This window comes from Mycobacterium celatum (assembly GCF_002101595.1).
Lineage (GTDB): Bacteria > Actinomycetota > Actinomycetes > Mycobacteriales > Mycobacteriaceae > Mycobacterium > Mycobacterium celatum.
In genome coordinates, this window is record NZ_LQOM01000024.1 from 316,531 (window position 1) to 331,074 (window position 14,544).

The 14,544-nt window shown below is 65.8% G+C and carries 12 protein-coding genes; 4 read left to right on the plus strand and 8 right to left on the minus strand.

Going from position 1 to position 14,544, the window contains the following annotated elements:
* Positions 1 to 83: 83 nt before the first annotated feature.
* A complete protein-coding gene (locus AWB95_RS09525) occupies positions 84 to 518 on the plus strand; it encodes a hypothetical protein (protein ID WP_062540117.1) in 435 nt (144 codons plus the stop codon).
* Between the two features lie 64 nt (positions 519 to 582).
* Here the strand turns inward: AWB95_RS09525 and AWB95_RS09530 are convergent, their stop codons facing one another.
* On the minus strand, positions 583 to 2,013 hold the full coding sequence (locus AWB95_RS09530) for a serine hydrolase domain-containing protein (protein ID WP_085168075.1): 1,431 nt from the start codon (positions 2,011 to 2,013) through the stop codon (positions 583 to 585).
* Entirely contained in the window at positions 2,010 to 3,686 is a 1,677-nt protein-coding gene (locus AWB95_RS09535) for a patatin-like phospholipase family protein (protein WP_085168100.1), read from the minus strand. Before AWB95_RS09535 ends, AWB95_RS09530 begins: the two co-directional genes overlap by 4 nt.
* A gap of 201 nt (positions 3,687 to 3,887) precedes the next feature.
* Between AWB95_RS09535 and AWB95_RS09540 the strand changes: the two genes are divergently transcribed.
* Entirely contained in the window at positions 3,888 to 5,123 is a 1,236-nt protein-coding gene (locus AWB95_RS09540; protein WP_062539420.1) for an ATP-binding protein, read from the plus strand.
* A gap of 18 nt (positions 5,124 to 5,141) precedes the next feature.
* Here AWB95_RS09540 and AWB95_RS09545 read toward each other — a convergent pair whose 3' ends face one another.
* The 3 genes from AWB95_RS09545 to AWB95_RS09555 all read right to left on the minus strand — a co-directional run bounded on the left by AWB95_RS09545 (position 5,142) and on the right by AWB95_RS09555 (position 9,175).
* Positions 5,142 to 8,441 carry a DEAD/DEAH box helicase gene (locus tag AWB95_RS09545; RefSeq protein ID WP_084707033.1) on the minus strand — a complete coding sequence of 1,100 codons (3,300 nt, stop codon included), beginning with the start codon at positions 8,439 to 8,441 and terminating at the stop codon, positions 5,142 to 5,144.
* Between the two features lie 74 nt (positions 8,442 to 8,515).
* Positions 8,516 to 8,905, minus strand: coding sequence for a PIN domain-containing protein (locus tag AWB95_RS09550; protein ID WP_238600887.1), 390 nt, complete (start codon positions 8,903 to 8,905; stop codon positions 8,516 to 8,518).
* Positions 8,906 to 8,932: 27 nt separating this feature from the next.
* Positions 8,933 to 9,175 carry a type II toxin-antitoxin system Phd/YefM family antitoxin gene (locus tag AWB95_RS09555; protein ID WP_062539418.1) on the minus strand — a complete coding sequence of 81 codons (243 nt, stop codon included), beginning with the start codon at positions 9,173 to 9,175 and terminating at the stop codon, positions 8,933 to 8,935.
* Between the two features lie 61 nt (positions 9,176 to 9,236).
* On the opposite strand from AWB95_RS09555, the gene AWB95_RS09560 reads away from it, so the two are divergent.
* Together AWB95_RS09560 and AWB95_RS09565 are read left to right on the plus strand one after the other, a co-directional pair.
* Positions 9,237 to 10,397 carry an FIST signal transduction protein gene (locus tag AWB95_RS09560; protein WP_085168077.1) on the plus strand — a complete coding sequence of 387 codons (1,161 nt, stop codon included), beginning with the start codon at positions 9,237 to 9,239 and terminating at the stop codon, positions 10,395 to 10,397.
* A 153-nt stretch (positions 10,398 to 10,550) separates the two neighbouring features.
* Complete coding sequence (locus tag AWB95_RS09565) at positions 10,551 to 12,083, plus strand: molybdopterin-dependent oxidoreductase (RefSeq protein WP_085168102.1); 1,533 nt, start codon at positions 10,551 to 10,553, stop codon at positions 12,081 to 12,083.
* A 9-nt stretch (positions 12,084 to 12,092) separates the two neighbouring features.
* On the opposite strand, the gene AWB95_RS09570 is transcribed toward AWB95_RS09565, so the two are convergent.
* The 3 genes from AWB95_RS09570 to AWB95_RS09580 all read right to left on the minus strand — a co-directional run bounded on the left by AWB95_RS09570 (position 12,093) and on the right by AWB95_RS09580 (position 14,532).
* The gene (locus tag AWB95_RS09570) at positions 12,093 to 12,293 is read right to left on the minus strand and encodes a hypothetical protein (RefSeq protein WP_085168079.1); all 201 of its coding nucleotides are present in this window, start codon (positions 12,291 to 12,293) and stop codon (positions 12,093 to 12,095) included.
* Positions 12,294 to 12,899: 606 nt separating this feature from the next.
* Positions 12,900 to 13,922, minus strand: coding sequence for an ABC transporter substrate-binding protein (locus AWB95_RS09575; RefSeq protein WP_085168081.1), 1,023 nt, complete (start codon positions 13,920 to 13,922; stop codon positions 12,900 to 12,902).
* A 58-nt stretch (positions 13,923 to 13,980) separates the two neighbouring features.
* A complete protein-coding gene (locus AWB95_RS09580) occupies positions 13,981 to 14,532 on the minus strand; it encodes a YceI family protein (protein ID WP_085168083.1) in 552 nt (183 codons plus the stop codon).
* Positions 14,533 to 14,544: the final 12 nt, after the last annotated feature.

The following is a 14,544-nucleotide window of genomic DNA, read 5'->3' on the forward strand; positions in this document are numbered from 1 at the left end:
CCGTGCGCCGGCCGGGCCAGGGATTCGTGTGGCAGAAGTGATTTCCATCCCGACATTGGCGTCGAACGTCGTAGGGTACGGGCATGCGCTCGTGCCGTTATGCGGTCGGTGTGATCATCAGCTTGGTATCGGCTGCTATTGTGGCGGCGGGATGCACCACGATCGCCGGAACACCGGTGGCAGAAACTAATCGCGCTCCGGTCACTTCGCTGACCACGACAACCTCGGCATCAGCGCCGCCCACCGGCAAAGCCGTTGGCACGGCAGTGATGAAGGTCAGTGGCAGCAGCGCACCTGTGACGATCCGCTACCGGATCAACGGAGGTCCAGAGCAGACCGAGACCAACGTGACGCTGCCGTGGGAAAAGCAGTACACCGTCTACGACGAAGTGGAGTCGGAGGTAGCCGCCGACGGTGGCGACACGGACCTCACCTGCTCCATCATCATGGACGGCGACAAGCTGGCGTCATTCAAGACCGAACCGCGGCCCACGTGCAGCTTCGCCTACTACGGCTGACGTGCTGCCTGTTGATGCCACTGTCGCCACTGGGTGTCGATAGTTCGTATGGGAAGTTGCTGTGTCAGCTGCCGTAAAGGTGCAAGACATGGGCTGCCGCCGTGGCCACTTCACCGCGCAGATCCGAAATCGGTGGACTGCCTCGTACCAGGATTGAGTTCGCGAGCAGGATTACGTAGGTATCCGAGCCGGGGTCAATCCACAGCGAGGTTCCGGTAAAGCCTGTGTTGCCGAAACTTCCGACGGGAAAGATCCTGCCTCGCGGCTGGGAATAGGCGGTGTCGATATCCCAGCCGAAGCCAAAAAGGTTTTGCCCCTTGATCGCTGGATAACGCGGAGCGCCCGACTTCGCGCGGGCTTCTCGGGCCGCTTCGATCTGTTGAGCGGTATGTCCGGGCTGCTGCGGGGTCGTCATCAACTCCAATGTCGCTTGCTTCAGCGGAAATTCGCTCGGGCGGCCCGCGAGCCGATCAAGCAGGGCCTGCGCGTAGATGCCGACATCGTGCGCCGTCGAGAACGCACCGGCATGCCCGGCCACTCCTCCCATGCGGCGCGCCGTCGGGTCGTGCACGGTGCCCCGAAGCAGATATCCGTAGTCGGGATTCTGGCTCGGATCGCCGCTGTTTTCCTCGTCAAGGGCAGTCGGTGCGACGCGCGGCAAAATACTCGTGCTCCATGTACCGGCCGGGCAAGCGTGCCCCTGCGGCCCGGGGGCCCAGGCAATCGCCGCTCCTCGCACCGTGTGCGGACCGCATGCTTTGGCGAAAGGCAGATAACCGGTGTCTGTCATGCCAAGCGGCGCAAAGACATTGCGCTGAACGTACACATCCTCTGTCTCGCCGGTGACCTTCTCGAGCAGCGCGCCCAGCAGAATGTAATTGATGTCGGAGTAGCGGAAAACCTCGCCGGGGCCCGACTGCAGCGGCGTGGTGAGCGCACGGTGAGTACCTTCGGCTTTGTCGGCTCGGCCCAGTCCCCACGGGTCTTGAAGGTTTACATCTATCCCTTCGCCCGAGGTGTTCGTGAGCAACATACGCACGGTCACCTTTGCGCGCTGCGGGTCGTTGGTCGTGTTGAAGCCGGGCAGATAATTCTGCACGGGATCGTCGAACGCAACCTTGCCTTGTTCGTAAAGCTGCATGACGGCGGTCGCCGTTGCGAGGCACTTTGTCAACGACGCCAGGTCGAAGATCGTGTCCTCGGTCATCGGCTCTGCAGGTGCTGGCGATCCGTCCAGCCCCGGTTCGCCGGCAAGCCTGCGAGAGCCAAAAGCCTTCCGGAAGACGACCTTGCCGTCATGTCCGATCGCTACCACGGCGCCTGGCAGCCGCTCTGCCGCAATCGCAGCAGTCAGCAACTTGGATACTGCTGCGAAGTCAGGAGTACCGGCCGGCGTTGCCGGTGCGCTGCCGCTTACTGTTTTGTGCGCTGCACAGCCGGCCGCAGCGAGCGTAAGCAAAACAGCCGCAACAGAAATGGCCTTCCGCAGCTTCATGTCAACCGGTTTCGCCACCGTGCAATGCGGCTCGTCGGCGCCTGAATCGCCGCCATGACGGCACTCATTGGCGACGCCACCGACTTCGCGCGCTTCGCAGGCCCACCGGCTGGCGGGCCGTCGCCTTCCCACCAGGTCGGCTCCAACAGCGCCGACGTCACCGGAAGAGCCTTCTCGACGCTTCGCCGCCCCCAGCGGCACGCGCGGTCGATGGCTGCGACGGAGGGCGCCAGGTTCGCGGGCGACAGCGTCGGCCCGAACCGGACCAGGTGATCGGCGTACGGCAGGTTGCGCACCATCTGCAGCTGGACCGCCTGGGTGATCGGCACCAGCCACAGGTGTCGCGGATCCCATTGCGGGTGAAAGCAATCGAAGGCCAGATAACACGCGTTGCGGGTGCCCAGCCGGCCGTCGCGGACTCGCTTCCACGCCAGTTCGACGGGCACGTTGCTGGCCGCGCCGCCGTCCACCAGAGCAGCGACGTCCTCGTCGGCGCACAGGTCGTCGAGCATCGGGTGCATGCGCGGATCACGCGATTCGTGGTGCAGCACACCGGGAATGGCCGACGAGAAGGACGCCGCGTCGACGACGTTGATGTCGCGGCCCGGGACGTCGTCGCCGATGACGATCGGCTTGACGACCCGCAGGTCGATGAACGCGGCCACCTGCCACATGCGAGCCGCCACCCGCGGGCCGATGCCGATCGGCATGAACGGCAGCGATCGCAACTGCAGCGCCGCCAATTCGGGACGACGAAACCGCGACGGCAACGTGGAATACGGCTGTTTGCGCACCCCGGCGACCACGAGGTCGAGCGGGATCGCCAGGTCCGACATGCGCATGAGTTCGCCGTCCTCGCGGCGAAACAGGGCGTCGGCGAATTGGTCGAAGCGCAAAGCGAATAGGCCGGCCAGGCCGTGACGGCGGCGCAGCCGCTCGGGCCCGAGGATGGCCCGATACGACACCGTTTTCGCCCAGGCGATGTACTCCTCGATCGGCACCGGCAGGGCGCGACTCACCAGGCTGCCCAGGATCGACCCGAACGACGAGCCGATCAGGTAGTCGGGCACCTGGCCGGCCTCCAGCAGCCGCTCCATGCCGCCGATGTAGACGAAACCCGCTCCCCCGCCGCCGCCGAGGACGGTGACGAGCTTCTTGTAGCCGACCTCGGCGTCCAGTTCGGTGGCCGAGAAGTCGTTGCCGTGGCGCTCGATGAGGACTCGGCGCTGGTCGTCTTGATCGGCGGCCAGACACTCCAATGCTTCTCGCGCCGTCGTGAGAGCGGTGATGGGATCGGGTTCCTCGCGCAGCGGCCCGTACAGCGCGTCGCCGACCCGGGACCGCCACGGCGCGATTTCGGCGCCGACGGAGATGTCCCCGCGTCCGCGGCTCCCGCCAGGACCCGCGGCGCCCGGTTCGAAGTCGGCGAGCCGGGCGAAGTTGAGAATGTAGCGCAGCCGCCGCAGGTCCTCGGCGCTCAGCACGTCGGGGTTGTCGAGGTGGTGGCGGAGGAGCCGGTTTTCCATTTTCTGCAACAGCAGGGCCGGCTCGGCCGGTGGCAGCTCGGCGACGTCGGCGTCGACGGTCTCGTCCTCGATCTCCTCGACGGCCTCGAGCGCGGCCTCGCGGCGGGCGAGGCGGCCGAGCACCGCGTCGGCAAACGGGATCTGCATGAGGATCAACCTACTGGCGTCGGCTTCGGTGACCTCACGGCTCGGCAGTGACCGCACAAGGCCGAGCTCCAGCTGCGGGGCCCCTAGATCCGCACATTGCTGGCGGACAGATCGGCAACATGGCCATGGACAAAATGGCAATTCAATGCGAGACGGATCCGCAATATACATGCCGACAGATCCGCAGCGTATCGTGGCCGAATGGCTGTAGTCGCTCGCGCGATCGCCCCCTCTGTGCTGGCCGCCCTCGGCGACACTCCGGTCGTAGTTGTGAACGGTGCACGTCAGGTCGGGAAGACGACCCTCGTCGCGCGACTCACCTACCCGGGGTCAAGCGAGGTCGTCTCGCTCGATGACGCCGCCAGCCGCGATGCTGCTCGCGACGATCCCCGCGCATTTATCTCGCGGCCGGTGGACACGCTAGTGATCGACGAGGCACAGCTCGAACCGGGACTGTTCCGGGCAATCAAGGCCGAGGTTGATCGCGATCACCGACCCGGCCGCTTTCTGCTCACGGGTTCGGCGCGGCTTCTCTCAGCCCCCGACATGGCCAACGCACTGGTCGGCCGAGTCGAGATCATCGAGCTCTGGCCGTTCTCACAAGGCGAACTCGCCGGATTCGCCGACAACTTTGTCGACCTACTGTTCACCGCACCACGTGAACTGATCCATAACTCCGATATGCGGCGCGCCGACCTTGTCGAACGAATCGCCACCGGAGGCTTCCCTGAAATCGTCGCCCGCGCGCCGTCGAGGCGCCGGGCGTGGTTCAACAACTACCTCACCACGGCGGCACAGTCGGTAATCCGCGAGCTCTCGGCGATCGAGCGACTTGCCGAAATTCCGCGATTACTTCGGCTATGCGCGGCGCGGACTGGTAACGAGCTCAACGTGAGTGCGTTGGCGAACGAGCTGTCGATCCCGGCCCGCACCACCGATGGCTACCTGGCCTTGCTGGAAGCAGCCTTCCTCATCCACCGAGTGCCTGCCTGGTCGACCAACCTGAGCCGCAAGGTCATTCGCAGACCAAAGCTGGTCGTGTCGGACAGCGGGCTAGCCTGCCACCTGCTCGGTGTTACCCCCGCAACACTGGATCGTCCCGGCGGCCCCCTCGGCGCGCTTCTAGAAACGTTCGCGGCCAATGAAATTCGGAAGCAACTCACCTGGTCAGCCGAGGGCGCGAGTCTCTGGCACTTTCGCGACCGTGGCGGCGCCGAAGTTGATCTCGTGCTCGAACATCCCGACGGTCGGGTCTGCGGCATCGAAGTCAAAGCGACCAGTACGCCGCGAGCCGAGGATCTTCGTGGTCTGCGCTATCTCGCCGAAAGGCTCGGTGATCGTTTCCAGTTCGGCGTCCTCCTCACGGCGGCGCCAGAAGCCACGCCGTTCGGCCCAAAGCTTGCGGCGCTGCCTGTCAGCACGCTCTGGCTCCGCTGACCCTGCACGTTTACCGCGTCAATGGCGCTGGTCGTGGAATGAACCGCTGCCGCTGGCATAGTGGTCCGCTAAGGCGAGCAGTCCCCGGATGTCGTCGGCGGTGAGGGTCGAGCCGAACACGTCGCCGTCGTCGATAACACTGGCGAACAGCTTGGCTTTGCGCGCGTTGAGGGCCAGCACCTTGTCCTCGATGGTGTCGTGGGCAATGAGCCGGTACACCATGACGTTGCGGGTCTGGCCGATGCGGTGGGTACGGTCGATGGCCTGGACCTCGGCGGCGGGGTTCCACCACGGGTCGAGCAGGAAACAGTAGTCGGCCTCGGTGAGGTTCAGCCCGAACCCACCGGCCTTGAGGCTGATCAGGAAAACCGGTGCATTCCCCTCCTTGAATCGCTGTATCGCGTTGGCGCGGTTACGGGTTCGCCCGTCGAGATAGCAGTAGCCGATTCCCTCGGTGTCAAGGCGATTGCGAACCCGGCCGAGGAAACGAGTGAACTGACTGAACACCAACGCACGATGGTCGCCGTCGATGACGTCGCGCAGCTGCTCAATGAGCGCGTCGATCTTCGCGCTGGCCAGCGTGTCGTGTGCGGGATCGACGAGCCCGGGGTGCAGCGCCATCTGGCGCAGCACGGTCAGCGACTTGAGGATCGTAAACCGGTTACGCTGCATGTCGTCTAACAGGCCAAGCACCTTTTGCCGCTCGCGTTGCAGCCGCTTGTCGTAGAGCACACGGTGCCGCGCCGGCAGCTCGACATCGAGGATTTGCTCTTGCTTGGCCGGCAGCTCGGCGGCCACGAGCTCTTTGGTGCGCCGCTTGACCAACGGCTTGATCCGGCGGCGCAACAGAGCCAACAGCTCGGGATCCCCGGTCTTTTCGATGGGCTTGGCGAAGAACTCGGCGAACTTCACCGGGTGAGGGAACAGGCCCGGGGCGGTGATCGACAGCAGTGACCACAGCTCCATGATGTTGTTCTCCATTGGTGTCCCGGTGATCGCAAGTTTGAACGGTGCGGGCAGCCGGCGTGCGCACTGGTAGGTCTTGGCGTGATGGTTCTTCACATATTGGGCTTCGTCCAGGATCAGCCCGGACCACGTTCGGGCTGCGTGGGCGTCGAAGTCCAGCCGAAACAGCGTGTAAGAGGTGACAATGATGTCGGCGCCCGCTGCCAGCTCGGCGAGGTTGGCCCCGGCGCGGCGCAGCGTGTCGACGATCGGCACGACCGAAAGCTCGGGTGCGAACCGGGTAGCTTCGGCGGACCAGTTCGTGACGACACTGGCCGGCGCGACGACCAGAAATGGTGCCATGCCCGGATTCTGTTGGCGGACGTGGCAAATCAACGCCAGCGACTGGAGGGTCTTGCCCAGTCCCATGTCGTCGGCCAGAATCCCACCGAGCCCGTGGGCGTGCAGGGTCGCCAGCCAGCAGAACCCCTCGACCTGGTACGGCCTGAGCTGGGCGCGCAGACCGGCCGGCACCGGCGCTGGTTCCAGACCCTGCAACGCGCGCAGCGCCCCGACCTGGCGCCGCCATTGCTTGGCCTGGCGCGTCACGACGCCGAGTTCGGCCAGTTCGTCGAACAACCCGACCTGGAAGCGGCTGATCCGGGGTGGCCCCTCATCGGCATCGGTGAGCGCGCGGGCCTCTTCGATGAGCCGGCGCAGCTTCACCAGCTCCGGTTTATCTAGCGCGAAGTAGGCACCGTCGGCAAGCAGCAGGTGCGACTGGCCGGACGCGAGCGCGGTGAACACGCTGACGAATGGGACCGGTTTGCCTTCAATGCTGATGGTGACGCCCAGGTCGAACCAATCCGTCTCGCCGGCCACTGCGTCCGTGCTCACCGCGATAACGAGCGAGCCGCCCGCCTCCCGGTAGTCCACCGGGTCGCCGGCCACTTCCAACGCGACATCGGGAAGCGCGGCGAGCAGCGGTTGGACTTCGGTGGCGAATCGCATGGTGTCCAGCCCGGACAGCCGGGTTGCGGTGAGCGTGCCGTCGGCGGCGCGAAGCCCCCACTGCTTTAACGGCACGTCGATGCCCGAGGCGAGGATGTTCTCCGCCCCCAGGTCGCGGTAGGCGGCATACTCCCCCGTCGTGCCTACGGGTGCGCGAAACTCGTTGTTGCCTAATCGATATCGCCATTCCCAGCTCAACTCGAGCTCATGGTCGGCCTGGTAGTGAGCCAGCAGCACCAGCATCGGCCCGACAATCTCGGGCGGCGTGAACGACTGGTCCGACGACGTGATGGCCGCGATGTGGCGCAACCGCGGATAGTACTCGGTGGCGAACCGCGGTTCCTGGTCCGCCGGGATGACCAGCGGCTTACCACCGAGCGCCATGCGCTGCAACGCTTCTGGCACCGGCTTGTCCAGTCGCGCGAGCCTTAGCCCGTCGTTTTCATACACCGCACCATGACCCGACGATCCGACGAACGCCACGGGTCGTGTCGCGGCGCCGTCGAGACGAAGCACGGGCGTGACGGTGAGCTCGCCCGTCTTGCCGGCAGTCACGTCCAGGCACAGCCGCGCCGGGACGTACGCCGGCACCTCCTGCCATTCCCGTGCCTGCAGCAGCCGCAATCCGACTCGACGCGCCTCGTCCAGCAGCGGCCACAGCTGCGGAGATTCGAATCGCAGCAGCGGAATCGTCTTCTCGTCGCCGTACGAGTAACCCGCGTATGAATACCTGTAGTAGCCAGTCGAATTCGAGCTCGACGCCCGGTAGGTCGCGTAGAGTTCCTGCAGCAGCCGAACCTGCGCGGCCGGATAACCGCTGTGGCACAGCATGTGCAACTTGCCCCAGCTCAGGTCACCAGCCACCCAGCCGCCGCGCTTGCCCGGCCGCACCAGCCGCGCGTCCAGAGTCGTTGAGGGCCCGCTCACCGACAGGCTGAGCTCGATGGCCAGTAGTGTCTCGACGCGATCGTTCGCCGAGGGTGGGGGAAGCACCGCGTCCAGCGACTGCTGCCATGCCGGAGGAGCCGGCGGCGGCAGAGGTTGGGCGGGCATGATGGTGGTTCCCGCGGCCGCGATGACGATTGCCGCGACATGCTTGCAGTTCACGTGCACCGGGCAGCTGCAGAACCCGCTGTCGAAGCACCAGGTGTCGGCGTCTACCGGCACCAGCTGCACGGTGGTGGTGTAGGGGCGGGCTTGGCTGCCGCAAACACTGCCGGAAAGGTTGTGCAGGCTCGGGTCCCACCGGCAGCCCAGCACCCGTCCCTCCCGCGCGTACGAGACGCCACGGCGCCACGTACCGGCGTCAAGCTCATCGAACGTGCTGTCGAGGTCGATCGACGGATACATCAGCGACTGCATGCCCGCACCGTAACGACGAGGACCGACAAGAGCGCTCAGCCACGCCGCGCGGCGCGTGGCCGGACCGTCCGTGGTTACACGAACGCGCCCGGCTCAGGCGGCCCGACCTCCGATGGATGACGAACGTCGACGAGATCACCAATGATGTGAAAGTCGCCGGTGTTGTGGGTGAGCAGCGGCACGTCGTAAACGTTTGCGGTGGCAGCGATTACGAGATCGATTGAGCGACGCCGCGGCTGGCCGCCCCGATTACTGACAGCCGCTGATAACCTACTCCACTCCCGGGCGACCTCAACCGTGATCGGAAACGGGTCAAACGCGGATTCTATTGCGCCCAGCCTCTCGGTACGAACTGCCCGTTCATCGTCATCGCGGGCGACAAGGACACCGAAATGGAGTTCGGCTATCGAGGCGACGCTGATTGCGGCTTCGACGTGCGATGGCGGTTCCTCGCCGATAAGCACGGAGGTGTCAAGGACTGCGCGCATCCGCTACTCGAACGGGTCGGCAATCGAAGCGGGAAACCGTTCGAGATCTGCGCCAAGCGTTTTCGGGGCAGGACCGCGCCAGACCGCGCGCAATGCAGGCCCGCTGACCCATCGCCTCGGCATGGCCGGGCCAAGCTGCGCAACCGGCCGGCCTGCAACCGTGATTGTGATCTCCTCGCCCGCTTCCGCTCGGCGCAGCACCTCACCGACGTTGTTGCGAAGCTCCTTCTGGGGAATGGTCGCCATGGTGCGATGGTAGCAGAATTGCTACCGAGCTGATTGTGCCAGCGCGGCGCATGATGGAAGGGTGCGGATCGGAGTGGGGGTTTCCACCGTGCCTGACGCACAGGATGCCGCGGTGGAGGCTGCAACGCACGCGCGCGACGGGCTCGCCGGTGCGGCGCCGTCGCTGGCCGTGCTGCTGGGATCGCGAGCGCACACCGACAAGGCGGTGCACATCCTCAAGGGGGTGCAGGAGGTCATCGAGCCGCCCGCGCTGATCGGTTGCGTCGCACAGGGGATCGTCGCCGGCCGCCACGAGATCGAGCACGAGCCGGCCGTGGCGGTGTGGCTGGCGTCGGGCCTGGCCGCCGAGACATTCCACATGGACTTCGTGCGCACAGACAAGGGTGGCCTGATCACGGGTTACCGATTCGACCGGACCGCGCAGGATCTGCACCTGCTGCTGCCGGACCCGTACACATTCCCGTCGGATCTGCTCGTCGATCACCTCAACAGCGACCTGCCGGGAACGACCGCGGTGGGCGGCCTGGTGAGCGGGGGGCGAGGACGTGGCGACACTCGGCTGTTCCGCGATCACGACGTGCTCAGCGCCGGCCTGGTGGGCGTGCGATTGCCCGGCGTGCAGTGTGTGCCGATCGTGTCGCAAGGCTGCCGGCCGATCGGGCACCCGTATATCGTCACCGGCGCGGACGGCGCGGTGATCACCGAGCTGGGCGGCCGCCCGCCGCTGGTGCGGCTGCGGGAAATCGTGGAAGGCCTGCCGCTCGACGAGCAGGAGCTGGTCAGCCGTGGCCTGCAGGTGGGGATTGTCGTCGACGAGCACTTGGCGTCTCCGGGCCAGGGCGACTTCATCATTCGCGGGCTGCTGGGCGCCGACCCCTCCACTGGGGCGATCCAGATCGGCGAGGTTGTCGAGGTTGGTGCGACGGTGCAGTTTCAGGTCCGTGACGCAGCTGGGGCGGATAAGGACCTGCGGCTTTCCGTGGAGCGAGCTTTGGCCGAGCTGCACGGACCTCCGGTGGGCGCGCTGTTGTTCACCTGCAACGGGCGGGGCCGGCGGATGTTCGGGGTCGCCGATCACGACGCGTCGACGATCTGCGACCTGCTGGGCGGGATTCCGCTCGCCGGCTTCTTCGCCGCCGGGGAGATCGGCCCGATCGCGGGACGCAACGCCTTGCATGGGTTTACCGCGTCGATGGCGCTGTTTGTCGACGACACGAAATGAGCTGGTGCGCCGACGTATTGGCGCGTCAGTGCAGCGGCACGCTGGATGGCCGGTACCGCGCCGCGGGTCGACGGCAGCGTGCCGATGCCGCCGGTTCGCCTGCACGGCAAGGTGTTTGCGGTCGTTGAGCGGAACGCGAGTAGAGTAGCTCCGATGGCTGTCGCTCCATCGAATGAGCGGATGATCGCGGGGGTCGCGGCCGCGGCCATCGCGCTCGGGGTAGCCCAGCTGGTGGGCATCCCGTTCGGCGCGCAGGCCGATGCGCGTGCTGCCATCGGCTCAGTGGCCGTCGACCTGACACCGGGGCCCATCAAAGAATGGGCGATTCAGACCCTGGGCTCTCTGGACAAACTCTTCCTGGCCGTCGTCGTGCTCGTGGTGATCGCGACGATCGCCGCAATCGCCGGCACCCTCGAGACTCGGCGCCGACCGCTCGGCAGCGCCGTGATCGCAGCGGCGGGCGTCTTGGGATGCATCGCTGTGCTGTCGCGGCAGGGTGCGACGGCACTCGACACCATCCCCACCGTCGCCGGTGCCGCCTGCGGCGTGGCGGTCCTGCGCTTGCTCACCCGCCGGTTCCAGGCCGGTCCGGGAGACAAAGCCGACCACGACGAGCCGGATGCCGGCAGGCGCAGATTGGTCGTGTTCGGATTGCTCGGATTCGGAGTAGCGAGCGGCGTAGTGAGTGCGGTCGTCACGCGGTTGGTGCATTCGGTGGCCGCTGATCGCAACAGCTTCGCGCTTCCCCAACTCCGCACGTCGGCGCCACCGATACCTGCTGATGTTCAACCGAAAGGCGTTGCGCTACCGAACTTTATCACCCCCAGCGCCGACTTCTACCGGGTGGACACCGCGCTCGTCGTTCCCCAACTCAGCCGCGGCGACTGGCGGCTGCGCATTCACGGCATGGTGGACCGCGAAGCCACCTACAGCTTCGACGACCTCGCCCACTTCGACGTCGTCGAAACGGTGACGACGTTGACCTGCGTGTCGAATCCCGTTGGAGGCAACTTGATTTCGACCGGCGTCTGGACCGGCTACCGGCTGGCTGATCTGCTCGGAGCGGCCGGCGTGCACGCGGACGCCGACATGGTGCTCTCGACGTCGATCGACGGGTTCACCGCCGGCACACCAGTGGAAGCGCTCACCGACGGCCGCGACGCGCTCCTGGCGGTCGGCCTCAACGGGCAGCCGCTGCCGATCGAGCACGGCTACCCGGCCCGGCTGGTGGTGCCCGGGCTCTACGGGTACGTGTCGGCCACCAAGTGGGTCGTCGACATGGAGCTGACCCGCTTCGACAGAGCAAAGGCGTACTGGACGCGGCAGGGTTGGGCGCCGCGTGCACCGGTCAAAACCGAATCGCGGATAGACGTGCCGAAAGGCGGCCAGAAGGTGCCGATGGGTCCCGTCGTGTTTGGCGGTGTCGCGTGGGCACAGAATCGTGGCGTGCGAGCCGTGGAGGTCCTCATCGACGACGGCGGGTGGCAGCCCGCGCAACAGGGCGCGAGCTATTCCAACCAGACGTGGCGGTTGTGGAGCTTTCCCTGGCAGGCGAAAAGCCCTGGGAAACACACCATCACGGTGCGCGCCACCGACAACACCGGAGCTACCCAAACGGCGGATCGGGTTGGTGCCGTCCCTGACGGCGCCACCGGCTGGCACACGGTCGACTTCACCGTGGCGTAGCCATGAGCACTATTTCGACGAGAGTTTCCGCCAACTGAATACCGCGATCACGATGCCGATCAGCACCGTGATCGGACCAATGATGGACCAGGTCGTGGTGTGGCTCATCGGGCTACCACCAAGCACTCCGAATCCCTGGAGCGCCCAGATCAGACCGAGCAGTGCGACGATCAACCCGATCGCGAATGTAGCGACGAAAGCCCTTCGCATATAGGGATCCTAAGCGCCGGAGAGGGGATGTCGCGCCTCGACCCAGCAGACCGCGCAGGCAACAGAAGAAGTAATCAGGATGGACGTCTTGCGTTCATCTCCCGAGTCAATTTCTCCACGCTCGTCTGGTGGTTTGCGTATGAACCCAGTTCTCGCGACGGTCCCAGCGGATGTTGTATTGCGTACCATAAACTTTCAAGACGACTATTCATTTTTCCTGTTTCTCGTAGGTGTTCATCGTAGCACAATTCGGCCCACTGACCTGCGATTACACAACTCGGACGGCGCTCCTGACGAAAGGAGCGCCGTCCAAGCACGAACCACCTGGTTAACAAGCGTGCATGACGCGCGGTGAAATGTGGCCTCGGCGTCAGGAGACACTTCCGCCGCCTGACGCAAGCCCACCACGCTGTGCCCAGTTGATGGGCTTTGCCTTGCGTGGGTGCCTGATGCTCGTGCTGGCGCCACAGCCGAGAGGAGGAATCTTCTCTTCCGGTCCGACCTTGGTCTGCCGTGGATCCGCTCTTTGAGTCTACGCCTATCCGGGTAAAGCAACAGTAAAACCGTTGGGGCCGAGCGTTCAACGGGCTGATCCCGGTTCGACGCTCACGTCCGACGAAGCTGGCGATCAACCAGCACCCGCTGTCCACCTCGCCACTGAACGACGCGAATCTGATGGCCGGTTTGCACGCCGGTGACCGGGTCGACGCGAAACCGACCGAATAAGGTTGTGGTGTCGAGTCCTTGGGACGCGGCCCGCACCGGCAACGGTTCAACCGTTCCGGCCTCCTTGACGCAGCGCTGCCAAACGACACCCGCGGCGAAGGCCGCAGCAGCCGGATAGGGCGGCTCAGTACCGTTCGCGTCCCGGTAGCAGTGGCTGAACCACTCGCTGTTGGGTCCGTCCGCGGGATCATCTGTCCCGTCGTCGAACCACTGGCACGGTCCGTAAAGCCCCTCAACGCGATCACCGACGGCGTGCCGGAGCTCGTCGACGCCTGCGGCGACCAATCCCACTGCGCGCCAACGGCGTTCGCTGGCCCACTGCGCGATGGCGACGTCATCGTCGAAGGAACCGGCCGATAACAGCACATCGCCCGCCGGGACCTGCGTCAGCACCTCTCTCGCCCGAGCTGGCCGAAAGCTGGCCGACCGCGGCAGGAGACCGAGTCGCCGGACCGCCACCGCCGCCCCTTCGGCCACCTCGCGGCCGAACCCCGTGTCGACGTGGAGTATCACCACCTCCGACCCCTCGCGAAGACCTTCGGCGGCAAGGGTTTCGAGCACCGCGGCGAGATAGCGGTAAGCGGGAGACTCCACGTTGACGACACCCGGATAGGTCGGCCGCGACAGCCGGGCGGTAGCGCCACCGTGGTTCCAGACGACCCCTTTGGCCGCGGCCGCCGCCGCGAGCGCCGGCCCCGAACCGTAGGGTCCGAACACCACGTTGGGCCGGCTGGCCTCGGCGGCCCGTATTGCGGACGCCACGGAGGGGTAACCGTCGATCACGTCCAGACTTACTCCGGAACGCTCGGCCCAGAGAGCGAGGGCGCTCGCCCCGGCTTTCCCGAATCTGGCCAGCGGCCCCGACAGTGGGGTAACCAGGACGGCGCGAACTGCCACGCTCACAACTTAAGCGTGTCGGCTGCAGGCACACCGGCCTTCACGGACGTCGCCCGCCATCCGGTCAGGCCTGTTTGAGGGCCTCGAGCGCCAGCGTGATCGTGACCTTGTCACCCACCATGGTGCCACCGCCGTCGAGTGGCAGCTCGGCGCCAACTCCGAAGTCCTTGCGGCTCAACACAACCGAGGCGTCGAACCCGGCGACTTCGCCGCGTCCCATCCCCGGGTTGACGCCGTTGAACACCAGCGTCAGCGCGACCGGCCGGGTAACACCCTTGAGCGTGAAATCGCCGTCGAGCACGTAGTCGTCCCCGTCGGGCCGCACTACGGTGGACACGAATGTCGCGGTCGGGAACTGGGCGACGTCGAAGAAGTCGGCGGCCTTGATGTGAGCGTCACGCTGCTCGTTGCCGGTGTCGACCGAGTTCACGTCGATCTCGGCGGTGACGGACGGAGTGCCGTCTTCACCGACCGTGATCGCGCCGCTGAACCGATCGAATCTGCCGTGAATCTTGCCGACCATCAGATGGCGCACCGAGAAGTTGATCGACGAGTGGACCGGGTCGATCGCCCACGTCCCGGCGCTGAGCTTCTGAGTCCCCACGGCTGCGGTCATGCTGAATCTCCT

Coding starts and splice junctions, on each gene's coding strand:
- AWB95_RS09525 (WP_062540117.1), top strand. CDS start 84: ATGCGCTCGTGCCGTTATGCGGTCGGTGTGATCATCAGCTTGGTATCG.
- AWB95_RS09530 (WP_085168075.1), bottom strand. CDS start 2,013: ATGAAGCTGCGGAAGGCCATTTCTGTTGCGGCTGTTTTGCTTACGCTC.
- AWB95_RS09535 (WP_085168100.1), bottom strand. CDS start 3,686: ATGCAGATCCCGTTTGCCGACGCGGTGCTCGGCCGCCTCGCCCGCCGC.
- AWB95_RS09540 (WP_062539420.1), top strand. CDS start 3,888: ATGGCTGTAGTCGCTCGCGCGATCGCCCCCTCTGTGCTGGCCGCCCTC.
- AWB95_RS09545 (WP_084707033.1), bottom strand. CDS start 8,441: ATGCAGTCGCTGATGTATCCGTCGATCGACCTCGACAGCACGTTCGAT.
- AWB95_RS09555 (WP_062539418.1), bottom strand. CDS start 9,175: ATGGCGACCATTCCCCAGAAGGAGCTTCGCAACAACGTCGGTGAGGTG.
- AWB95_RS09565 (WP_085168102.1), top strand. CDS start 10,551: ATGGCTGTCGCTCCATCGAATGAGCGGATGATCGCGGGGGTCGCGGCC.
- AWB95_RS09570 (WP_085168079.1), bottom strand. CDS start 12,293: ATGCGAAGGGCTTTCGTCGCTACATTCGCGATCGGGTTGATCGTCGCA.
- AWB95_RS09580 (WP_085168083.1), bottom strand. CDS start 14,532: ATGACCGCAGCCGTGGGGACTCAGAAGCTCAGCGCCGGGACGTGGGCG.